Below are 20,246 nucleotides of genomic sequence, written 5' to 3'. Positions count from 1 at the left end.
GGAGTGTTCCAGGCTGTCGACGTACGTGGAGCCGTGCCTGACGTTAGGCGAGCTCAGCGAGAGGCGCAGAATCCAGCGTCGCTGTGACCGCCGGTGCTGCATCTGCCCGCGAACACTGCAAGCGCCAGTCGACCCCGTGGACGCTAGTGACCCTCAATTCGCTGTAACGAACGATAGGAAGCTTCCTGTTGTTCGAGAACCGCCGATCCGGGCCGCCGTTCTTATTCACGTAGCGCCACGTTTCCCCCACAACGAGCGAGTCGCGGGGCACCGCTTCGTCTTCGATGAATCGGGTCTGAACCCCCATCAACTGCGCCTGCCGATAGGAGATATCGGTGTACCGCTTGCCGTCGCGCAGGAGAATGCGGTCAGGCAGGAAGTAGATACCGTCTTTGCCTGCGGTGAAGCCCGGAACGGCGATGTTCGACGCAAGGTGCGGCGGGCCGCTGAGCCCAGCAAGGGCTGGGATGCGTCTTATGAGTGCGCTTGCGCCAGCGTTGCGCTTGTGCTGATTCAACGTGGTGACAGCGCCCGACGACACGGTGCGCCACAACCTCTGAGACTCGGTGAACCACGACCAACGATCGACGATGCTGTTGTACCAGGCGGCGGAGAGGTCGTTCAGGTCGTAGAACAACACAACCTTGCGCTTGGCCGCGTCACGGAGGAACAACCAGATACAAAGAGGCGCGGCCGCCAGCCAGACGATCAGACCCCACGGAAGCGTTGCCGCACCCAGAATGAGGGCCACAATCAAAGTGAGCCAACCCCAGCGGAACGCACTGCCCGCTGCGTTGAGTTGCTCGACAACATCGTCGCGACCCGACGGAATGATCTCCGACACCGTTGCACCGGTGACGTCCTCCATCACCACGTCGTTCGACGGTTGTGCGAGGGGATAGGTCGGTGTCGCGTGAACAGACGACGATCTTGGGGTCGACCCGTAGAAAACGCCGTGCTGGCCGGTGCGTATGTAGTTCCCTCGCGGGCCCGTTCCTACTCGGAATCCAGGAACTCCGACCGAAACGCCCACCCCGCTCCGACTCATGTTGAATCGGAACGGTCCGGCTTTGACGCTCGTGCGCACGTAGAAGCCCACGCTCACCCCCAGTTTGTTTACGCGTCCCCACGCTTTCTGTTGACACTAGTGGCACACGCGATCGCCGCACCGGCTCACTGACCGTGGAATGCGATCAGGCACCGGGCGAGCGGGTACGCCTGAGATCCACCGAACCTGGCACATCAGCCACAATCGACTCATGATCGCAACCACCCGGGCGGGATTGCGCCGGATGCGGGCGCTCGATCCGCGTTCGCCCCACCGTGTGGCGAGTCCGCTCGAGCTGCTGTTCGACCTCGTGTTCGTGGTGGCGGTGTCGCAGGCGTCCAGCACGCTGCATCATCTGATCAGCGAGGGGCAGGCTGCCCACGGGCTCCTCTCCTACGCGATGGTGTTCTTCGCCGTGTGGTGGGCGTGGATGAACTTCACCTGGTTCGCCTCCGCGTTCGACACCGACGACTGGCTCTACCGCGTCATGACCATCGCCCAGATGGGCGGCGTGCTCGTGCTCGCCGCGGGCGTGCAACAGGCGATGCTCCACGACGACTTCCTCATCGTCACCATCGGCTACGTCATCATGCGCCTGTCGATGGTCGCGCAGTGGCTGCGCGCCGCGATCTCGGATGCGGCATCCCGCCCCACTGCCCTCCGCTTCGCCATCGGGGTCGCCGGCGTCCAGGTGCTCTGGGTGGCCCGCCTCGCCCTGCCCGAGGGCGCGCCCCAGCTCGTCGGGTTCTTCGCGCTCATGCTCGTCGAGATCGCCGTGCCGGTCTGGGCGGAGCGGCACGGGCGCACACAGTGGCACCCGCACCACATCGCCGAACGCTACGGGCTGTTCACCCTCATCCTTCTCGGCGAGAGTCTGCTCGCGAGCGCCAACGCGATGATCGACGCGCTCAGCACGGGGGAGCACACCGGCCAGCTCATCGGCCTCGCCGCATCCGGCGTCGTCATCACCGCATCCATCTGGTGGATCTACTTCGCCCGCGAACAGGCCGCCCGCCTGCGCAGCACCTCCGACGGCTTCGTCTTCGGCTACCTCCACTACTTCCTCTTCGCCGCCGTCGGCGCCGTCTCGTCCGGCGTCGAGGTCGAGATCGATCACGTCACCGGCGCCACCGAGATCTCAGGCGCCGCTGCCGGCCTCGCCCTGACCCTGCCGCTCGCGCTCTTCCTGCTCGCCACCTGGGCCGTGCTGCTGCGCGGAACCGTGCGGCGCACGATCTGGTGGGTGATCCTCGGCGGCGTCGCGCTCGTCGCCGCATCCGGACTGCTGCCGGTCGGCGAGTACATCGTCGCCGCGACCGTCATGATCGGCGTCGTCGTCCTCCTCGAGATCGACGCCTCGCGAAAGCCTTCCACGCAGCCGAGCTGATGCCGGGGGTGGGCATGGGCTGAGAGTCCGCAACCGCCCGTCATCAGCGCGGGCCGCGGCAGTAGGATGACCCGGAGAGAACGGAGCGCTCGTCATATGTGGGAATGGCTGATCCCTGTCGCGGTCGTCGTACTGATCGTACTGGTCGTCGGAATCTATCTGTGGGCGACGTACAACTCGCTCGTCCAGCTCAACGTCCGCGTCGACGAGGCCTGGAGCGACATCACGGTGCAACTCAAGCGCCGCGCCGATCTGCTCCCGAGCCTCATCGAGACCGTCAAGGGATACGCCGCCCACGAGAAGGCGGTCTTCGAGAACGTCACCCAGGCGCGCGCCGAGACCATCAACGCGCAGGGCCCTGCCGAAGCGGGCATTGCGGAAGGCCACCTGCAGCAGGCGCTCAAGTCGCTGTTCGCCGTCGCCGAGGCTTACCCGCAGCTCCAGGCCAGCCAGAACTTCCTGCACCTGCAGCAGTCGATCGTCGACACCGAAGACAAGATCCAGGCCTCGCGCCGGTTCTACAACGGGGGAGTGCGCGAGCTGAACACCAAGATCAAGGTGTTCCCCAACAACCTCTTCGCCCGCAACCTCGGCTTCCACGAGCGCGAGTTCTTCGAGGTCGTCGACGGCGCCGCCATCGCCGAACCTCCCCGCATCCAGTTCTGAGACTCAGCCTGGTTCGTCGCCCGCCAGGGCGACGGGCTCGGGTCGAGATTCGTGGCGCTCGGCGCTCAGCGCCGCCGCGATCTCATCCGTCGCATCGCCCCACCGCGACACGCTGATGGTCTCCAGCTGCTGCCACGCGGCCGCGTCCCGCAACAGATCCGCGACCCGCTCCACATCGCCCGGCAGACGCGAGGGCTCCCACCACGCCGACTGCACTCGCAGCACGGATGCGGCGCGATCCGCCTTCAGGTCGATCCGCGCCGCCACCCGGTCGCCGATCACCACCGGCAGCGAGTAGTAGCCGAACCGTCGCTGCGGCGCGGGCGTGTAGATCTCGATGCGGTACGAGAAGTCGAACAGCCGCTCCGCGCGATCCCGGAACCACACGACCGGATCGAACGGCGTGAGCAGCGCGGCCGCATCCATCGTGCGGGGGAGCGTCGCCTCGCGATGCACCCACGCCGGCGCCGGGCGCCCCGCCCGCGTCCACCCCTCCACCTGCACCGGCTGCAGCTCACCCGCATCCACCAGCTCGCCGATCGCCTGCAGCGTCGCGCGCTGATCACCCAGCCGCCAGTAGTCGTCGAGGTCGCGCGCGGTCGCCACCCCGTATGCCCGCGCCGCACGACGCACCAGCTCGCGCACGGCGTCGTCTTTCGGCGCCTCCACGCCGGCGACGGATGCGGGCAGCACCTGCTCCGCCAGCCCGTACACGCGCTCGAACCCGCGGCGCCCGGCGATCGCCACCTCGCCGGTGAACCACAGCAGCTCAAGCGCGCTCTTCACGACGCTCCAGTCCCACCACGGCCCCCGCGGCGCGCGCGACGCGTCGTCTTCGATCTGGGCCGGACGCAGCGGCCCCCGCGCAGCCAGCTCACCGCGCACCCAGTCGAGCGTCGCGGCGTCGATGCCGCGCCAGCCTTTGGCCTCATGCCGGGCGCGATAGTGCTGCATCCGGAACGCGAACAGCGGCCAGTCCGCCGCGTCGATGAAGGATGCCTGGTGCGCCCAGTACTCCACGAACGGCGCGCGGCGCTGGAACAGCAGCCGGTCGAGCTTCGCGGGGTCGTAGGGACCGAGCCGCGAGAACAGCGGCATGTAGTGCGAGCGGGCAAACACGTTGACCGAGTCGATCTGCAGCACCGACATCCGCCGGATCTCGCGCCGCAGGTGCACACCCGTCACCTCGGCGGGTCGGGGAGCGCCCAGACCCTGCGCGCGCAGCGCGATACGTCGGGCTTCGGACCGGCTCAATCTGTCACGCACCGCGTCAGCGTAGCGTCAGGCTCCGACAACTAGACTGACGTGATGACCGAGCCCGACGAGAAGCCTCGCGGATCGTTCTTCGACGCCCTGCGTCAGCGCACCGTCAGCTCCGACACCACGCACAGCGTGCCGCGCGGCGTCCGCATCGCCGCCGCATACTCGTGGCGTTTCCTGCTGATCGCCGCGGCCCTGGGCGTGGCGATCTGGATCATCATCCAGCTCAAGCTGCTGGTCATTCCACTGCTCATCGCGATCCTCATCGCCGCCCTCGTGTGGCCCGCGTTCACGTGGATGCTGCGCCACCGGTGGCCGCGCTGGCTCGCCATTGTGGCCTCCGTGCTCGGCACCATCGCCATCGTCTCGGGCCTGTTCTGGCTCGCGATCTGGCAGATCACCCGGGAGTGGGGATCGGTGCGCGACCGCACCGTCGGCGCGATCGAAGACCTCCGCACCTACCTCATCGACGGCCCGCTGCACCTCACCGCCGACCAGATCGACGGGATGCTGCGCCAGGGTCTCGGCATGCTGGAACAGCAGGCCTCGCTCCTCTGGTCGGGCGCGCTCGCGATCGGCTCCACCGTCGGCCACGTCGCCACCGGCCTGCTGCTGACCATCTTCATCCTGCTCTGCGTGCTCGCCGACGGCGGCGGCATCTGGAAGTGGGTCATCCGCCTGTTCCCCAAGGCCGCCCGCCCCGCCGTCGACGGCGCCGGCAAGTCCGGCTGGCTGACGGTCGTCACATACGCCCGCACCCAGCTGCTCGTGGCCACGATCGACGCGATCGGCATCGGCCTCGGCGCGTTCCTGCTGGGCGTGCCCCTCGCGATCCCGGTCGGCGTGCTCGTCTTCCTCGGCGCGTTCATCCCGTTCGTCGGAGCCGTCGTCACCGGCGCCCTCGCGGTCTTCCTCGCCCTCGTCTACAACGGGCCCTGGATCGCGCTGTGGATGCTGGTCGTCGTGCTCGGCGTGCAGCAGATCGAAGGCCACATCCTGCAGCCCATCCTCATGGGCACCGCCGTCAAGGTGCACCCGCTCGCGGTGGTGCTCGTGGTCGCCGGCGGCGCCATGATCGCCGGCATCCCGGGCGCCCTGTTCGCCGTACCGCTGGCCGCCTTCGTCAACGTCTTCGCCCTCTACCTCTCCCGCCGCGCGTGGGAGACCGGTAGGCCACCCGAACCGGGCGAACTCATCTGGAGCACTGTGCCCCGCGAACGAAGGAGAACCACGCGGTGAGTCTTCCCACACTGGCCGATTTCGAGGATGCGGCCCGCACCCTCACCGGCCTGATCACCCGCACGCCCATGGACGAGTCGCAGGTGCTCAGCGAGATTGTGGGCGCCCCCGTGATCCTCAAGATGGAGAACCTCCAGCGCACCGGCTCGTTCAAGATCCGCGGCGCGATCTATCGGCTCTCCCGCCTCACCGAGGAGGAGCGCGCCCGCGGCGTGGTCGCCGCATCCGCGGGCAACCACGCACAGGGCGTCGCCCTCGCGGCGCAGCGGCTCGGCATCGCCGCGACGATCTTCATGCCGCTGGGTGTGCCCGTGCCGAAGCTTCTCGCCACCCGCGGCTACGGCGCCGAGGTCGTGCTCGAAGGCGACACCGTCGAGACGCCGCTGCGGCTCGCGGCCGAGTTCGCCGAGCGCACCGGCGCCGTGCTGATCCACCCCTTCGACCACCGCGACATCGTCGTCGGCCAGGGCACGCTCGGCCTCGAGGTCTACGACGACCTGCCGGCCGTCGACACCGTCGTGCTCGGCATCGGCGGAGGCGGGCTCACCGCCGGCGTCGCCGCCGCCATCAAGGCCCGCGCCGCGGCCGAGGGTCGCACCGTGCGCATCATCGGCGTACAGGCGGCCAACTCCGCCGCCTACCCCGCATCCTTGGCGGCGGGCGTGCCCCTGGAGGTCGCCACGACGCCGACGATCGCCGACGGCATCGCCGTGGCCCGCCCCGGCGATGTGCCGTTCGAGATCATCCGCCAGCTGGTCGACGAGGTCGTGACGGTCGACGAGAACGACATCGCGCGCGCCATCCTCATGCTGCTGGAGCGCGCGAAGCTCGTCGTGGAGCCTGCGGGTGCGGTTGGCGTCGCAGCCCTCATGACCGGCAAGATCTCGGCGTCGGGTCCGGTCGTCTCAGTGCTCTCGGGCGGCAACATCGACCCGCTGTTGCTGCAGCGCGTGATCTCCAACGGACTCAGCGCCGCGGGCCGCTACATGACGATGCGCATCCCGCTGCCCGATCGTCCGGGTCAGCTCGTGCAGGTCTCCGAGGTCATCGCGCGCGTCGGGGCGAACGTCACCGAGGTGCAGCACACCCGTCACGGGCAGGGCCTGCAGATCAGCGAAGTGATCCTGCAGGTCAGCGTCGAGACGCGGGGCATGGAGCACCGCGCGGAAGTGATCGCAGCACTGGAGGCTGCGGGGTTCGCGCCGGTCGTCGTCGCCGACTGACCGGCGCGTCCGCGCTCACTGGCCCGTGTAGGTCTCGACCTTCACGACCTCGACCGCGATCTCGCGGCCGTTGGGGGCGGTGTACGAGGTCTTCTCGCCCTCGCGCAGGCCCAGGATGGCGGCACCCAGCGGCGACGCCTCGCTGTAGACGTCGAGCTCGCTGCCCGCCGCGATCTCGCGGTTGCCCAGCAGGAACACCTCTTCGCCGCCGGCGACGATCGCGGTCACCACGGTGCCGGACTCGACCACACCGGTCGACTCGGGAGCCTCGCCCACCTTGGCGTTCTTCAGCATCGCCTGCAGCGTGCGGATGCGGGCCTCCTGCTTGCCCTGCTCGTCCTTCGCGGCGTGGTAGCCGCCGTTCTCCTTGAGATCGCCCTCTTCACGAGCCGCCTCGATCCGCTTCGCGATCTCCTCGCGGCCGGTCGTGGACAGGTGCTCGAGCTCGGCAACCAGCCGGTCGTAGGCGTCCTGAGTGAGGAAGCTCACCGTTGCGTCAGAAGACACGGTCTCTCCTTCGTCGTGAGTCGCAGCGCAAGGCGCCGCAACTATGCCAAGACGCCCTGGCGGTTGCCAGGGCGTCGTCGATCAGTTTCCGTCAGCCTACGGCACCCAGCATCCGTTGACCAATCCCGTGGTCGCCTCAGCGGTGATCGGAATCTGCTCCACGAAAGCCCGCGTGTGCTCGGGGGAGGGCGGGTACTCGACCACTCGCCAGCCCACGACACCGTGCTCCTCATCCTGCGCCTCGAGCACGCACGCGACCGCCGTGTTCGGCGGCACGGTCACCTGGAACGAGACGCTCGTGGTGTGCTCATCGACCAGCTGGTAGCCGGTCGTGACCGCATCCACCGACGAGGAACTGGCCGAGAACGCGTACCAGCCGGCGATGATCACAGCAGCCGCGATACCGACGGATGCGAACACGGCCCAGAAACGTCCGGAACGGGCACCGCGGGTGCGGCCGTAACGCTCGTCGAGCAGTTCTTGCGTCGTCATGGACCCTCGGATCGGGAATTAGGCTTGAGTCCAGGCTAAGCGCTCGCGCGCGGAACGGAGACATCCATGCACCTGGCCGTGTGGCTCGCCGAGGTGACCCCGACCCCGACGCCGACCGATGTCGACCCGCTGCTCGTGACCCCCGGCCCCTGGGGCTTCGCCGCCATCGCGCTCGTGGGTGTCGCGGTGATCGTGCTGGTGTGGGACATGCTGCGCCGCATCCGTCGTGGGCGCTATCGGTCCGAGATCCGCGAGCAGCTGGATGCGGAAGAGCTGGCGGCGAAGCAGGGCGATGCCGCCGAGCGCGACTCGGAGACCGACGACGAGGACATCGACCCCGCGCAGCGCTGAGTCTCAGCCGTTGTAGGCGGGGGCGAGGCAGATGAGCAGGCACGCCGCCCAGTGGCAGAGGAACGCCAGCACGGTGCAGACATGGAAGATCTCGTGGAACCCGAACTTTCCGGGCCACGGGTTGGGCCGCTTGAGCGCGTAGACGACGGCGCCGCCGGTGTAGAGCAGACCGCCGACGATGACGAGCACCATCATCGCGACGTTCGCATTGAGCAGGTCGACGATGTACATGACCGCCGCCCAGCCGAGCAGGATGTACAGCGCCACGTACAGCCAGCGCGGCGCGTGGATCCAGAAGACCCGGAAGAGGATGCCGAGGATCGCCCCGCCCCACACGAGGCTCAGCAGCAGCACCGACTTCTCGGGAGGAAGCGCCAGCACCGCCAGCGGTGTGTAGGTTCCCGCGATCAGCAGCAGGATGTTGGCGTGGTCGATCCGCTTGAGGACGACCTTCGTGCGCGGCTTCCAATCGAAGCGGTGATACAACGCGGAGTTGCCGAACAAGAGCAGCGAGGTGGTCATGAACACGGCCGCAGACCACTTGGCCGCGGTGCCGTGCGCGAGAACGATCAGAACGATGCCGGCGGCGATCGCGACCGGGAAGGTGCCCGCGTGGATCCAGCCGCGCCAGGTGGGGCGGATCTCCGTGTTGGCATCCTTCTCAGCGGCGTCGATCAGCGGCAGCGAGGGCACGTCGGGAACGCCGGAGGGGGTCATGTGCCCAGGGTATGCCGCGGGGTATGCCGCAGGCCGCACATAGCCTCAGCGTTCGCCGAATGCGCGTGTCTTGAGCCGTGCTGGCGGTAGCGTAGGGGAGTGACCAGCGGTCGGGAGAGTGAGGGGCGAGGGCCCCTCTACCGTCTCTACAGCAATCGTCTGCGCCGGCAGATCCCGCCCGCATCCGTTCCTCGACACGTCGCGATGATGATCGACGGCAACCGGCGCTGGGCGCGTCAGCTGGGGTACGACTCCGCGGCGCACGGGCATCGTGCGGGCGCGGCCAAGATGCGCGAGTTCCTGCGCTGGTGCGACGAGCTCGGGGTGAAGGTCGTCTCGCTCTACCTCCTCTCGATCGACAACCTCACCAAGCGCGACTCGAAGGAGCTGGCCGATCTCATCGAGATCATCGCCGAGCTCGCCGACGAGCTGTCGCACGAACGCGACTGGCGGGTGCAGCACGTGGGCCGCGCGGCCCCGCTGCCCCAGGAGCTCGCCCACGTGCTGGCCGACGTGCAGGAACGTACGGCGGGCAACACCGGCATGCACGTCAACCTCGCCGTCGGCTACGGCGGTCGCGGCGAGATCGTGGATGCGGTGCGCAGCATCATCACGCAGTACGACCACACCGGCGGCTCGCTGGAAGAGCTCGCCGAGAGCCTCACGCCCGAGCAGATCGGCGAGCACCTCTACACGGGCGGCCAGCCCGACCCCGACCTCGTGATCCGCACGTCGGGCGAGCAGCGCCTCAGCGATTTCCTGCTCTGGCAGTCCGCCCACAGCGAGTTCTACTTCGTGGAGGCCCTCGGCCCCGACCTCCGCGAGGTCGACCTGCTGCGCGCCATCCGCGATTACGCGCGCCGCGACCGTCGCTTCGGCAAGTGAGCGCCGCGGCGCCGTTCACGAACTCTTAACGCGACACGCGCCGATTTCGGCCCCGCGGATCCCGCGGAGGTCGTACGGTCATCACAACGGGCACGGCGCCCGTTCGAGTCGGCCCCAGGAAGCGACTCGCTACCCACCGGTCGACTCGAGAGACCCCGGGCCACGGGCCCGGAAGGGGAGTGGGTTGTGACCACACGAGCACCACACCAGCAGCAGCGGGCGACCGTCCAGCAGAGCGCAGATCAGGAAACTGACCTGCGCTCTTATGTTTTGGACACCTCGGTGCTTCTGAGCGATCCCCGAGCGTTCTTCCGCTTCGCGGAGCACTCGGTCGTGATCCCCGTCGTCGTCATCACCGAACTGGAGGCCAAGAGACATGATCCGGAGCTGGGTTACTTCGCGCGCCAGGCGCTGCGACACCTCGACGAGCTTCGTGTCGAGCACGGTCGCCTCGACTTCCCCGTCCCCGTCGGCGCCGGCGGGTCGCTGCGCGTCGAACTGACCAACACCGACCCCTCGGTGCTCCCGAGCGGGATGCGGCTCGGCGACAACGACACCCGCATCCTCGCCGTCGCCATGCACCTCCAGCAGGAGGGCCACGACGTCACGGTGGTCTCCAAGGACCTCCCGATGCGCGTCAAGGCTGCCTCTCTGGGCATCCTCGCGGAGGAGTACCTCGCCGAGCAGGCGGCGGACTCTGGCTGGACCGGCATCGCCGACATCGACGTCTCGGGCGACGAGATGAGCGACCTGTACGAGAGCGATGTCGCCTCGAGCGACGACGTGCGGGGTCTGCCCGTCAACACGGGGCTCATCGTGCATTCCGAGCGCGGGTCCGCTCTCGGCCGGGTCACCGGCGACGGCGAGTTCCGGCTCGTGCGCGGCGACCGCGATGTGTTCGGGCTGCACGGCCGCTCGGCGGAGCAGCGCATCGCGATCGACCTGCTCTCGGACCCGGATGTGGGAATCGTCTCGCTCGGCGGCCGCGCCGGCACCGGCAAATCGGCGCTCGCCCTGTGCGCGGCGCTGGAAGCGGTGCTGGAGCGCCAGCAGCAGCGGAAGATCATCGTGTTCCGCCCGCTGTTCGCCGTCGGCGGCCAGGAGCTCGGTTACCTGCCCGGTGACGCCCAGGAGAAGATGAACCCCTGGGGTCAGGCGGTGTTCGACACGCTCGGCTCGGTCGTCAGCTCGAACGTGCTGGAAGAGGTCGTCGCGCGCGGCATCCTCGAGGTGCTGCCGCTGACCCACATCCGGGGACGTTCGCTGCACGACGCGTTCGTGATCGTGGACGAGGCGCAGTCGCTCGAGCGCAACGTGCTGCTGACCGTGCTCAGCCGCATCGGCCAGAACTCGCGTGTGGTGCTCACCCACGACGTCGCCCAGCGCGACAACCTGCGGGTCGGACGCCACGACGGCATCGCCTCGGTCATCGAGACCCTCAAGGGGCACTCGCTGTTCGGGCACGTCACCCTGACGCGCTCGGAGCGCTCCGCGATCGCGGCCCTCGTGACCGACCTGCTGGAGGCAGGGGAGCTCTCATGAGGCCGTATGAGAGCTTTCTCACCCGATCCTCCTTGTGCTCTCACGGCGGCCGCGGATGATGGAGAACACGGATGACGCGACATTGTCATTCACCGCTGGAACGAGTTCCCCCAGACTCTGACGGCGAAGAAAAACTGGAGAAGAAATCCGCCACCGATTCCCCCCGGTGAGGTGGCGGGCATCACGGGTTCGGGTCCCGTGATCTCTCTGTGGCCCCCGGCGTCCCCCAGCGCCGGGGGCCTTCTCCGTTTCGGGGCGCGCGAGATCACCCGCCCTCGGGCAGGTGCGGATGCGGGGCGCTCACTCCCAGCGGTAGCCGGCGCCGCGCACCGTGACGATGCGCTCGTGACCGAACTTGGCGCGCAGGTAGCGCACATAGACGTCGACCACGTTGGAGCCCGGGTCGAAGTCGAGTCCCCAGACGCGGCTCAGCAGCTGCTCGCGGCTGAGCACCTGACCGGGGTGGCGCAGGAACTGCTCCGCGAGGGCGAACTCTCGCGCAGACAGATCGATCTCGCGTCCTTCGACGCTCGCACGCCGCGAGAGCACGTCGAGGATCACATCGCCGTGGACGATCGCGATGCTGCCGGTCGCGACGTTCTCGCGCAGGCGCGAGCGCACGCGAGCCAGGAGCTCGTCGAACTTGAACGGCTTCGGCACATAGTCGTTCGCACCGGCATTCAGGCCGTCGACCGTGTCGCGGGTGCTGCTGCGGGCGGTCAGCATGATGACCGGCAGGTGCGAACCCTGCCCGCGCACGTGCCGGAGCACCTCGAAGCCGTCCATGCCGGGCAGCCCGACATCGAGCAGGAGAAGGTCGACCTCGCCCGAGAGCGCACGCTCCAGAGCGTCGTTCCCGTCCTCGACCACCTCGGTGGCGAATCCCGCGGACTCCAGTCCCCGCTTCACGAAAGCAGAGATGCGGGGTTCATCCTCCGCGATCAGGATCAAGGTCATGTGGTTGCCTCTCGCTGCATAACGACGTCGCCGGCGCGCACGGGCGTCGGGACCAGAGTGGACGGATGGCCGCTGGTCGGCACACGCACCGTGAACGTGGCGCCGCCGCCGGGCGTGTCGGTCACGTCGACGGAGCCGCCGTGGGCCTGCGCGATCGCCTCGACGATGGCGAGACCCAGACCAGAGCCCTCGACGGCGCGGTTCGCGTCGACGCGGGCGAACCGCTGGAAGATGCGGCGCCGGGCCGCAGGCGGAATGCCCGCACCGTGGTCGCGCACCCACAGCCTCGCCTCGCCGTCCACGACGTCGCTGCCGACCTCGATGGGACTTCCGGCGGGCGTGTACTTCGCGGCGTTGTCGGCGAGCTGCAACCAGGCCTGGGTGAGCCGGTCGGCATCTGCGACCACGACACCGCGCGCACTGCGGGCGAGCGAGAAGGGATGGCCGGAGATGGCGCAGACGAGCTCGCCGACGCGCTCGGTGAGCATTCCGAGGTCGACGGGGCGCATCTCGAACTGATCGCCCTGCGCCGACGACAGCAGGTCGATGTCGTCGACGAGACGTGTCATCCGGTCGAGCTCGGAGATCCCCATGTCGCGGATGCCGATGACATCCTCGCGATCGTCGACGTTCATCATCTCGAGGTGCCCGCGCACGATCGTGATGGGCGTCTTCAGCTCGTGCCGGATGTCGTCGAGAAGCTGTCGCTGACTGCTGACGGACGACTCGAGGCGGTCGAGCATGGAGTTCATGGTGCGCGAGAGGTCGGCGATCTCGTGATCGCCTTCCTCGGGCACACGTGTGCCGAGATCGTCGAGCGTCACCGCATCCGCTGCCTCGCGCAACTGCCGGAGGGGGGAGAGCAGCCGGCCGGTGAAGAACCAGCTCGCGAAACCAAGGGCGGCCATGACGACCACGGCAGCGACGACATACGTCATGATCGACGCCTGGAACGGCGCCATCTCGGCCTCCATGTCGACGCCGCGCAGGTAGATGCCCGTCTCGCCGCCGATCTGCACCGGCAGGGCCACGTAGCGCACCTCGCCCTGGTCGGTCGACACCGTGCCCAGCACGATGTCGCTGCCCGTGACCGCCTTGGTGGCCGCGGCGATCACCGCCGGGTCCTCGATCGCGCGGAAGAGGTTGCCCGCCGAGGGCGACACGACGATCTCGCCGTCGACGACCCCGACGACGCCCTCGGTCTGCGAGGGCAGGAAGCCGGTCACGGTGCGCGTGAGATAGATGCCGGGCGACGGCGCATCGCCCACGGGTCGCAGAGCCTGCACCTTCTCGATCAGACGGTCGTCCACGTCGTCGACGAGACGCGCCCGCTGGATCCAGAAGGAGACCCCGCCCGCGACGATCAACCCGACGCACGCCACAAGGAGGATCGCCCCCAGAGTCTTCACGCGCGCCGAGAGCATTCTCGGCGTCTGCTTCACCTTCCGATTATGTCTCGTCGGGCGGTTTCGCGTGTAGCTCAGCCCGGGTGCGTCATCGAGAGCAGATCGAGCTTCTCGTCGAGCTGCGCCTCGGTGAGCTCGCCGCGCTCGACGTACCCGAGAGCGATGACGGCCTCGCGCACCGTGATGCCCTCGGCGACCGCATGCTTGGCGATCTTGGCCGCGGCCTCGTAGCCGATGAGCTTGTTCAGCGGTGTGACGATCGAGGGCGACATGCCGGCGTAGGCGGCGGCGCGCTCGCGGTTGACCTCGAGGCCTCGGATCGTCTTGTCGGCCAGCACGCGAACCGAGTTGGCGAGAAGACGGATCGACTCGAGCAGCGCGGTGCCCATGACGGGGATCGCGACGTTGAGCTCGAACGAGCCGGATGCGCCCGCCCACGCGATCGTGGCGTCGTTGCCGATGACCCTGGCGCACACCATGAGCGTGGCCTCGGGAACGACCGGGTTGACCTTGCCGGGCATGATCGAGGAGCCGGGCTGCAGGTCGGGGATGTGCAACTCGCCGAGACCCGTGTTCGGCCCCGAGCCCATCCAGCGCAGGTCGTTGTTGATCTTGGTGAGCGACACCGCGATCGTGCGGAGGGCTCCGGATGCCTCCACGAGACCGTCGCGGTTCGCCTGTGCCTCGAAGTGGTCCTTGGCTTCGGTGATGGGCAACTCGGTCTCGGCGACGATCAGCTCGATGACCTTCTGCGGGAAGCCCAGCGGAGTGTTGATGCCGGTGCCGACCGCGGTGCCGCCCAGCGGAACCTCGGCGACGCGGGGGATGGTCGCCTGCACGCGCTCGATGCCGAGGCGGATCTGGCGCGCGTAGCCGCCGAACTCCTGGCCGAGGGTGACGGGAGTCGCATCCATGAGGTGCGTGCGGCCCGACTTCACCACGTCGCTCCACGCCTCCGCCTTCTCCTCCAGCGAGACCGCGAGGTGGTCGAGGGCAGGGATCAGGGCGTCGATGATCTCCTGCGTGACGGCGATGTGCACCGAGGTGGGGAACACGTCGTTCGAGGACTGCGAGGCGTTGACGTGGTCGTTCGGGTGCACCGTCGAGCCGAGGTCGCGCGTTGCCAAGGTGGCGAGCACCTCGTTCATGTTCATGTTCGACGACGTGCCGCTGCCGGTCTGGTAGACGTCGATCGGGAACTGGTCGGCGTACTCGCCGGCGATGATCCGGTCGGCGGCGCGGGCGATCGCGTCGGCGATCTGCGCGTCGAGGGTGCCGAGCTGCTTGTTCGCGAGGGCGGCGGCCTTCTTGATCCGTGCGAGCGCCACGATCTGCGCCGGCGCCAGTGCGTCGCCCGAGATCGGGAAGTTCTCGACGGCGCGCTGGGTCTGCGCGCTGTACAGAGCGGATGCGGGAACGCGGACCTCGCCCATCGTGTCGTGTTCGATGCGGTATTCGGTCTCAGCCACGGGTGTCTCCTCTGACGGTGTGCGGGCGGTAGGTGTTCAGGCGGCGGATTCGGTCGCCGCGCCGACGATGAAGTCGGGTTCGGCGACGCCCTGCGCCAAGCGGTAGTTGACGCCGACGATCGCGAGCGAGCCGTTCGCGACGGCGGCGCTGATGAGCTCCGACGAGTGCAGCAGTTCGGTCACGGTGTCGCGCAGGTGCTCGCGTCCGACGTGGAGGGCGTCGACCGTGGCGGCGTTGGTGCCCTCCGCATCCTGCACCCGGCGCACGGCCGGCACGATGGGCGCGACCTGGCGCCAGATGCGCGGCGGGAGAGCGGGCGCGTCGGGGGAGGTGCTGTCGATGGCGGCGCGCACGGCACCGCACTCGTCATGGCCGAGCACGACGATGAGCGGGGTCTCGAGCACCTCGACCGCGTACTCGAGGCTGCCCACGACCGAGTCGGAGATGACCTGACCGGCGTTGCGCACGACGAAGAGGTCGCCGAGGCCCTCGTCGAAGATGATCTCGGCGGCCAGGCGGGAGTCGGAGCAGCCGAACAGGGCCGCACGCGGGCGCTGGCCGGTCGCGAGCTCGTGACGGCGCTCGACGTCCTGCCGCGGGTGGCGCGGCGTGCCGGCGACGAAGCGGGCGTTGCCCTCGAGCATCTCTGCCCAGACCTGGGCGGGGGTGGGGTGGGCGTCGGTCACGGTGTCTCCTCGCGCAGCTGAAGGATGGTGTCGGTGACGGTCGTGGCCAGCTGTGCGGCGGTGTCGGGCTTGGCCGTGCCGTACACGAGGATCTGGTCGGGTCCTGCCGGGGTGGCGAGGGCGTAGGACACGCCGCCGGCGGAGCGGGCGTCGGAGATCTCGTAGCGCTGCCACTCGATGCCGTCGATCGTCTCGGTGCCGGTCGGGGCGGCGCCGTTCAGGGTGCGGGCGACCCACCCCTCGTCCGCGTCGAAGGCCTGCGCGATGTTGATGTAGCTCTCGGCGTCGGGCACGTAGACGATCGTGAAGGCGGGCACGCTGTTGCCCTCGAGCTGCGCCTGGTTGACGCGCCAGTTCTCCGGCACGTCGGGGGAGATGACGGGGCGCCCGTAGGCGTCGGCGAAGCCGTCCGCGATCTCGGCGACGTCCACGGCGGGTGCGGGCGCCGGGTTGCCGCGCGGGACGGCGAAGACGATGACGATCACGACGCCGAGGGTCGCGAGCAGCGCCGCGATCAGGTTGCGAAACGTCTGGCTCGAGCGATAGATGCGCGAGGACTCCGCCTTGCGGGCGGCGGTCTCGTCGGGAGTCTCGGGGCGGCCGAGCTCGGCGACGACGCGGGGACCTCGGGCCATCAGAGTTCGCCCTCGGCGCTGGAGCGCGCCGCATCCAGTCGACGCTTGGCGCCCAGCAGCCACTCCTCGCACCGGGCCGCGAGCGCCTCGCCGCGCTCCCACAGCGAGAGCGACTGCTCGAGGGTGGGGGAGCCCTGCTCGAGCTCGGCGACCACGCGCACGAGCTCGTCGCGCGCCTGCTCGAACGACAACGACGCGATCTCGGGAGCGGTCTCCTCGGGCGCGGACATGGCTTCCATCCTAGGCGTCCGTCGCTGCCGAGGAGGTTTCGGGCACCTCGCCGCCGGAGGTGGCCGCGAAGGAGCCGCGCGCCACGGTGACGGTCAGCTCGGTGCCCTCCGGCGCCTGCGCCGCATCCCGCACGATCACGCCGCCGTCGATGTGGGCGATGGCGTACCCGCGGGCAAGCGTGGCGCCGGGGGAGAGCGCCCGCAGCGACGCCCGCAGCTCGGCCGTCTGTCGCGCCGCATGGGTGTGCGAGCGGTCGATCGTGTCGCGACCGCGGGCCGCGAGCAGCTCGATCTCGTGGGCGCGGCGCTCGAGAAGCGCGTCGGGGTCTCGCAGCACCGGGCGCGAGCGCAGCTGCTCGAGCTGGGCGATGTCGTGCGAGACGCGCATGCTCAGCCGCGAGCCCAGGCGCGCGCGCAGCTGGCGCACGAGGGTGCGCTGCTCGCCCACATCCGGCACGACGCGCTTGGCGGCGTCGGTCGGCGTCGAGGCGCGGAGGTCGGCGACGTCGTCGAGGAGTGGGTGGTCGTTCTCGTGACCGATCGCCGAGACGACGGGCGTCGTGGCCGCGGCGACCGCGCGCAGCAGCCGTTCGTCGCTGAAGCCCAGCAGGTGCTGCGGGTCGCCGCCGCCGCGGGCGATGATGATGACGTCGACGTCGGGGTCGGCATCCAGCTTCTGCAGCGCCGCGATCGTCTCGGGCACGCACCTGTCGCCCTGCACCGCGGCGTACTCGGTGCGAAAGCTCACCTGCGGCCAACGCAGCTCGGCGTTGCGGTGGACGTCCTTCTCCGCATCAGATCGCTCACCCGTGATGAGTCCGACGAGGTGCGGGAGGAAGGGGAGCGGGCGCTTGCGCTCCGCCGAGAACAGCCCTTCGGTGCGGAGCTTGGCGCGCAGCTGCTCTATCGCGGCGAGCTGGTCGCCGATGCCGGTGTGGCGCATCGCGGAGACCAGCACGCTGAAGTCGCCCGTGCGCACGAAGTAATCGGACTTGACGCTGGCGGCGACGCGATCGCCCACCTTCAGATCGTCGGGCAGGCGTTGCAGCGTCGACGACCAGATGCGAAACGACACGCTGGCGTCGCCCGTGAGGTCTTTCAACCGGCCGTAGACGTTGCCGCCGCGCACGTTCCACGAGGTGATCTCGCCCTCGACCCACACCGATCCCCAGGACGAGATGAACGCCCGGATCGTCTCGTTGAACCGGGCGACGGATGTGGGCGCCTCGCGGGTCGCGTCACGGGGGTGGACGTCATCGCCGTGCGGGGCCTCTGCCGCCGCATCCGGTGCGAACCTCGTCATGCATCCTCCGTCGCTCGGCCTCTGCCCAGCACGCGCCCGTAGAATCACGGGCGTGAGCTCACCCGCCGTGCACCTTCCCACCCCCCGGATGCCGGCGCGCAGCGGCCGGCTTCAGGATATCCCGGTCGTCGGACGCAAGAGAGTGCTGCTGGCAGCCCCCCGCGGCTACTGCGCGGGTGTCGACCGGGCGGTCATCGCCGTCGAGAAGGCGCTCGAGCGCTACGGCGCCCCCGTCTACGTGCGCAAGCAGATCGTGCACAACGTGCACGTCGTGACCGAGCTCGAGGCCAAGGGGGCCATCTTCGTCGAGGAAGTCGACGAAGTGCCTGCCGGCGCCCACGTCGTCTTCAGCGCGCACGGCGTCTCGCCCACCGTCGTCTCGGCCGCCGCCGACCGCGGCCTGCAGGCGATCGATGCGACCTGCCCGCTCGTGACCAAGGTGCACCGCGAGGCCGTACGCTTCGCCCGCGACGACTTCGAGATCCTGCTCATCGGCCACCTCGGACACGAGGAGGTCGAGGGCACCGCCGGCGAGGCGCCCGAGCACGTCACGATCGTGAACTCGCCTGCCGACGCCGACACCGTCGAGGTGCGCGATCCCGACAAGGTCGTGTGGCTCTCTCAAACCACCCTCTCGGTCGACGAGACGATGGAGACCGTGCGGCGCCTGCGCGAGCGGTTCCCGAACCTGCAGGACCCGCCCTCCGACGACATCTGCTACGCCACGCAGAACCGCCAGGTCGCGATCAAGAAGGTCGCGCGCGACGCGGATCTGGTGATCGTGGTCGGCTCCGCCAACTCGTCGAACAGCGTGCGCCTCGTCGAGGTCGCCCTCGAGCACGGCGCCAAGGCCGCCTACCGCGTCGACTACGCCGAGGAGGTGCGCCAAGAGTGGCTCGACGGCGTCGCCACGGTCGGTGTGACCAGCGGTGCGTCGGTTCCCGAGGTCCTCGTGCAGGAGGTGCTCGACGTGCTCGCCGGTGCCGGCTACGCCGACGTCGCCGAGGTGCGCACCGCCGAGGAGGACCTCATCTTCTCGCTTCCCAAGGAGCTGCGCCGCGACGCATCCGGCGCCACCGACGCCCGTGCCCGCGGCGGACGGGGGCGCGCATGAGCGACGAGCGCCCCCGCCCCCAGTACGGCGAGTACGCGACGCCCGAAGAGCAGCGCGCCCGCATCCGTCAGCCCGACGCGACGTTCGATCTCGACGCGGGCAAGGCTCCGGATGCGGCGCCGCCCGCACCCGCCCCGACTCCTGCCGCGGGGCCCGTGGCGCGCAACCCGCGGGCCATGGACCGCGTCGCCACGATCGCGCTGCTCGCGATCGGGCTCATCGACGTCCTGCGCTCGATGCCGGGGTACGTCGACCCGAACGCGCTGCTCGCACAGGTGCTGGGGCAGTTCGGGATCGAGGGCGGACTGGCGGATGCCGCGGGTGCCCGCGCCTGGGGAGCGGCCGCCGCCATCGTCGTCGTGGTGGGCTGGTTCACGACCGCCGCCGTATCGGTCTGGAATCTGCGTGCGGGCCGTCTGAGCTTCTGGATTCCTCTCGTGGGCGGAGTGGTCTTCATGTTCATTGCGGGCGCTCTGATTCTGACTCCGGTGTTCATGGACCCCGCCCTCATGCAGCAGATCGCCGGCGTCACGCCCCTTCCCACTCCGAGCGCGACATGACGGCGCGCATCGTCGCCGTCTGTGCCGTGCACGCGCTCATCCCGGATGCGGGCACGATCGGCGTGACCGCGATCGACAAGCGCCCCCTCGACGGCGCCGTGCGCGTCGGCCCGTATGGGGTGCGCGGCGACGTGCAGGCCAACCGCAAGCACCACGGCGGGCTCGAGCAGGCCGTCTACGCCTACGCGCAGGAGGACGCTGAGTTCTGGGAGAGCGAGCTGGGCCGCGAGCTGGCACCCGGCTGGTTCGGTGAGAACCTGCGCACCGAGGGCGTCGATGTCAATGCGGTCGTGATCGGGGAGCGGTGGCGCATCGGCGACACGCTCGAGCTCGAGGTCACCCGGCACCGCAATCCCTGCCAGACCTTCGCCCGACGCCTCGGCGGTCCCGAGGCGCGGGGCTGGGTCAAGCGCTTCGCCGACGAGCGCCGGCTCGGCCCCTACTTCCGCGTCGTGAAGTCGGGTGCGATCTCCGCCGGAGACGAGATCGTCGTGCTCTCGCGTCCCGAAGGCGCCCCGGGGCTGCTCGACGGCGTATGAGCGCGCCGCATCCTGAAACGCGGAATGCC

Annotated in this window: 22 protein-coding genes and 1 pseudogene; 10 read left to right on the top strand and 13 right to left on the bottom strand. The window is 69.2% G+C overall.

Annotated elements, in window-relative coordinates; all coding sequences use genetic code 11:
- Positions 1–43 precede the first annotated feature (43 nt).
- Together PQV94_RS10360 and PQV94_RS16185 are read right to left on the bottom strand one after the other, a co-directional pair.
- A complete protein-coding gene (locus PQV94_RS10360; protein ID WP_274285764.1) occupies positions 44–868 on the bottom strand; it encodes a hypothetical protein in 825 nt (274 codons plus the stop codon).
- Between the two features lie 102 nt (positions 869–970).
- Positions 971–1,087: pseudogene (locus PQV94_RS16185) on the bottom strand (DUF4236 domain-containing protein); the annotation flags it as partial.
- 172 nt (positions 1,088–1,259) lie between these two features.
- Here PQV94_RS16185 and PQV94_RS10355 point away from each other — a divergent pair.
- Together PQV94_RS10355 and PQV94_RS10350 are read left to right on the top strand one after the other, a co-directional pair.
- Positions 1,260–2,435 carry a low temperature requirement protein A gene (locus PQV94_RS10355; protein WP_274285763.1) on the top strand — a complete coding sequence of 392 codons (1,176 nt, stop codon included), beginning with the start codon at positions 1,260–1,262 and terminating at the stop codon, positions 2,433–2,435.
- A 96-nt stretch (positions 2,436–2,531) separates the two neighbouring features.
- On the top strand, positions 2,532–3,101 hold the full coding sequence (locus tag PQV94_RS10350) for a LemA family protein (protein ID WP_137417500.1): 570 nt from the start codon (positions 2,532–2,534) through the stop codon (positions 3,099–3,101).
- 3 nt (positions 3,102–3,104) lie between these two features.
- Here the strand turns inward: PQV94_RS10350 and PQV94_RS10345 are convergent, their stop codons facing one another.
- On the bottom strand, positions 3,105–4,367 hold the full coding sequence (locus PQV94_RS10345) for a winged helix-turn-helix domain-containing protein (RefSeq protein ID WP_274285762.1): 1,263 nt from the start codon (positions 4,365–4,367) through the stop codon (positions 3,105–3,107).
- 42 nt (positions 4,368–4,409) lie between these two features.
- Here PQV94_RS10345 and PQV94_RS10340 point away from each other — a divergent pair, with 42 nt between their 5' ends.
- Together PQV94_RS10340 and ilvA are read left to right on the top strand one after the other, a co-directional pair.
- Complete coding sequence (locus PQV94_RS10340) at positions 4,410–5,600, top strand: AI-2E family transporter (RefSeq protein WP_274285761.1); 1,191 nt, start codon at positions 4,410–4,412, stop codon at positions 5,598–5,600.
- Positions 5,597–6,823 (top strand): threonine ammonia-lyase, encoded by a 1,227-nt coding sequence (ilvA, locus tag PQV94_RS10335; protein WP_274285760.1) that lies wholly within the window; start codon positions 5,597–5,599, stop codon positions 6,821–6,823. The genes PQV94_RS10340 and ilvA overlap by 4 nt, the downstream gene beginning before the upstream one ends.
- 15 nt (positions 6,824–6,838) lie before the next feature.
- Here ilvA and greA read toward each other — a convergent pair whose 3' ends face one another.
- The gene (gene greA, locus PQV94_RS10330) at positions 6,839–7,330 is read right to left on the bottom strand and encodes a transcription elongation factor GreA (RefSeq protein ID WP_137417496.1); all 492 of its coding nucleotides are present in this window, start codon (positions 7,328–7,330) and stop codon (positions 6,839–6,841) included.
- A 96-nt stretch (positions 7,331–7,426) separates the two neighbouring features.
- Positions 7,427–7,822 (bottom strand): DUF4307 domain-containing protein, encoded by a 396-nt coding sequence (locus PQV94_RS10325; protein WP_274285759.1) that lies wholly within the window; start codon positions 7,820–7,822, stop codon positions 7,427–7,429.
- Between the two features lie 66 nt (positions 7,823–7,888).
- Here PQV94_RS10325 and PQV94_RS10320 point away from each other — a divergent pair, with 66 nt between their 5' ends.
- Entirely contained in the window at positions 7,889–8,173 is a 285-nt protein-coding gene (locus PQV94_RS10320) for a hypothetical protein (protein WP_243227406.1), read from the top strand.
- A gap of 3 nt (positions 8,174–8,176) precedes the next feature.
- Here PQV94_RS10320 and trhA read toward each other — a convergent pair whose 3' ends face one another.
- A complete protein-coding gene (gene trhA / locus PQV94_RS10315) occupies positions 8,177–8,890 on the bottom strand; it encodes a PAQR family membrane homeostasis protein TrhA (protein WP_274285758.1) in 714 nt (237 codons plus the stop codon).
- 99 nt (positions 8,891–8,989) lie between these two features.
- Between trhA and PQV94_RS10310 the strand changes: the two genes are divergently transcribed.
- The gene (locus PQV94_RS10310) at positions 8,990–9,775 is read left to right on the top strand and encodes an isoprenyl transferase (protein WP_137417492.1); all 786 of its coding nucleotides are present in this window, start codon (positions 8,990–8,992) and stop codon (positions 9,773–9,775) included.
- Positions 9,776–9,961: 186 nt separating this feature from the next.
- Positions 9,962–11,317 carry a PhoH family protein gene (locus tag PQV94_RS10305; protein ID WP_274285757.1) on the top strand — a complete coding sequence of 452 codons (1,356 nt, stop codon included), beginning with the start codon at positions 9,962–9,964 and terminating at the stop codon, positions 11,315–11,317.
- A gap of 300 nt (positions 11,318–11,617) precedes the next feature.
- On the opposite strand, the gene PQV94_RS10300 is transcribed toward PQV94_RS10305, so the two are convergent.
- The 7 genes from PQV94_RS10300 to xseA are packed head-to-tail and all read right to left on the bottom strand — an operon-like array spanning position 11,618 to position 18,004.
- On the bottom strand, positions 11,618–12,274 hold the full coding sequence (locus PQV94_RS10300) for a response regulator transcription factor (protein ID WP_274285756.1): 657 nt from the start codon (positions 12,272–12,274) through the stop codon (positions 11,618–11,620).
- The gene (locus PQV94_RS10295) at positions 12,271–13,716 is read right to left on the bottom strand and encodes a sensor histidine kinase (protein ID WP_274285755.1); all 1,446 of its coding nucleotides are present in this window, start codon (positions 13,714–13,716) and stop codon (positions 12,271–12,273) included. Before PQV94_RS10295 ends, PQV94_RS10300 begins: the two co-directional genes overlap by 4 nt.
- Before the next feature lie 38 nt (positions 13,717–13,754).
- Positions 13,755–15,149: a class II fumarate hydratase gene (locus tag PQV94_RS10290; RefSeq protein ID WP_274285754.1), complete on the bottom strand. Its 1,395-nt coding sequence runs from the start codon at positions 15,147–15,149 to the stop codon at positions 13,755–13,757.
- A 36-nt stretch (positions 15,150–15,185) separates the two neighbouring features.
- Positions 15,186–15,794 (bottom strand): carbonic anhydrase, encoded by a 609-nt coding sequence (locus PQV94_RS10285; RefSeq protein ID WP_274288264.1) that lies wholly within the window; start codon positions 15,792–15,794, stop codon positions 15,186–15,188.
- Between the two features lie 38 nt (positions 15,795–15,832).
- Entirely contained in the window at positions 15,833–16,471 is a 639-nt protein-coding gene (locus PQV94_RS10280) for a DUF4245 domain-containing protein (RefSeq protein WP_274285753.1), read from the bottom strand.
- Positions 16,471–16,710, bottom strand: coding sequence for an exodeoxyribonuclease VII small subunit (locus tag PQV94_RS10275; RefSeq protein WP_443192684.1), 240 nt, complete (start codon positions 16,708–16,710; stop codon positions 16,471–16,473). Before PQV94_RS10275 ends, PQV94_RS10280 begins: the two co-directional genes overlap by 1 nt.
- Position 16,711: 1 nt before the next feature.
- On the bottom strand, positions 16,712–18,004 hold the full coding sequence (xseA, locus tag PQV94_RS10270; RefSeq protein WP_274285751.1) for an exodeoxyribonuclease VII large subunit: 1,293 nt from the start codon (positions 18,002–18,004) through the stop codon (positions 16,712–16,714).
- Positions 18,005–18,092: 88 nt separating this feature from the next.
- Between xseA and PQV94_RS10265 the strand changes: the two genes are divergently transcribed.
- The 3 genes from PQV94_RS10265 to PQV94_RS10255 are packed head-to-tail and all read left to right on the top strand — an operon-like array spanning position 18,093 to position 20,217.
- On the top strand, positions 18,093–19,118 hold the full coding sequence (locus PQV94_RS10265; RefSeq protein WP_337994376.1) for a 4-hydroxy-3-methylbut-2-enyl diphosphate reductase: 1,026 nt from the start codon (positions 18,093–18,095) through the stop codon (positions 19,116–19,118).
- Positions 19,115–19,678, top strand: a complete 564-nt coding sequence (locus PQV94_RS10260; RefSeq protein WP_274285749.1) for a DUF6264 family protein — start codon at positions 19,115–19,117, stop codon at positions 19,676–19,678. Before PQV94_RS10265 ends, PQV94_RS10260 begins: the two co-directional genes overlap by 4 nt.
- Complete coding sequence (locus tag PQV94_RS10255) at positions 19,675–20,217, top strand: MOSC domain-containing protein (protein ID WP_274285748.1); 543 nt, start codon at positions 19,675–19,677, stop codon at positions 20,215–20,217. The genes PQV94_RS10260 and PQV94_RS10255 overlap by 4 nt, the downstream gene beginning before the upstream one ends.
- Positions 20,218–20,246 lie beyond the last annotated feature (29 nt).

The sequence above is a fragment of the Microbacterium sp. Clip185 genome, assembly GCF_028743715.1.
In the GTDB taxonomy this organism is placed as follows: Bacteria; Actinomycetota; Actinomycetes; order Actinomycetales; family Microbacteriaceae; genus Microbacterium.
This window is presented reverse-complemented; position numbering and strand designations above follow the sequence as displayed.

Excerpts from the sequence above, each read along its gene's own strand:
- PQV94_RS10325 (WP_274285759.1), bottom strand. The coding sequence starts at position 7,822 with ATGACGACGCAAGAACTGCTCGACGAGCGTTACGGCCGCACCCGCGGT.
- PQV94_RS10300 (WP_274285756.1), bottom strand. The coding sequence starts at position 12,274 with ATGACCTTGATCCTGATCGCGGAGGATGAACCCCGCATCTCTGCTTTC.
- PQV94_RS10280 (WP_274285753.1), bottom strand. The coding sequence starts at position 16,471 with ATGGCCCGAGGTCCCCGCGTCGTCGCCGAGCTCGGCCGCCCCGAGACT.
- PQV94_RS10360 (WP_274285764.1), bottom strand. The coding sequence starts at position 868 with ATGGAGGACGTCACCGGTGCAACGGTGTCGGAGATCATTCCGTCGGGT.
- PQV94_RS10260 (WP_274285749.1), top strand. The coding sequence starts at position 19,115 with ATGAGCGACGAGCGCCCCCGCCCCCAGTACGGCGAGTACGCGACGCCC.
- PQV94_RS10265 (WP_337994376.1), top strand. The coding sequence starts at position 18,093 with ATGCCGGCGCGCAGCGGCCGGCTTCAGGATATCCCGGTCGTCGGACGC.
- PQV94_RS10275 (WP_443192684.1), bottom strand. The coding sequence starts at position 16,710 with ATGGAAGCCATGTCCGCGCCCGAGGAGACCGCTCCCGAGATCGCGTCG.
- PQV94_RS10340 (WP_274285761.1), top strand. The coding sequence starts at position 4,410 with ATGACCGAGCCCGACGAGAAGCCTCGCGGATCGTTCTTCGACGCCCTG.
- PQV94_RS10320 (WP_243227406.1), top strand. The coding sequence starts at position 7,889 with ATGCACCTGGCCGTGTGGCTCGCCGAGGTGACCCCGACCCCGACGCCG.
- xseA (WP_274285751.1), bottom strand. The coding sequence starts at position 18,004 with ATGACGAGGTTCGCACCGGATGCGGCGGCAGAGGCCCCGCACGGCGAT.
- PQV94_RS10285 (WP_274288264.1), bottom strand. The coding sequence starts at position 15,794 with ATGCTCGAGGGCAACGCCCGCTTCGTCGCCGGCACGCCGCGCCACCCG.
- trhA (WP_274285758.1), bottom strand. The coding sequence starts at position 8,890 with ATGACCCCCTCCGGCGTTCCCGACGTGCCCTCGCTGCCGCTGATCGAC.
- PQV94_RS10255 (WP_274285748.1), top strand. The coding sequence starts at position 19,675 with ATGACGGCGCGCATCGTCGCCGTCTGTGCCGTGCACGCGCTCATCCCG.
- PQV94_RS10355 (WP_274285763.1), top strand. The coding sequence starts at position 1,260 with ATGATCGCAACCACCCGGGCGGGATTGCGCCGGATGCGGGCGCTCGAT.
- PQV94_RS10350 (WP_137417500.1), top strand. The coding sequence starts at position 2,532 with ATGTGGGAATGGCTGATCCCTGTCGCGGTCGTCGTACTGATCGTACTG.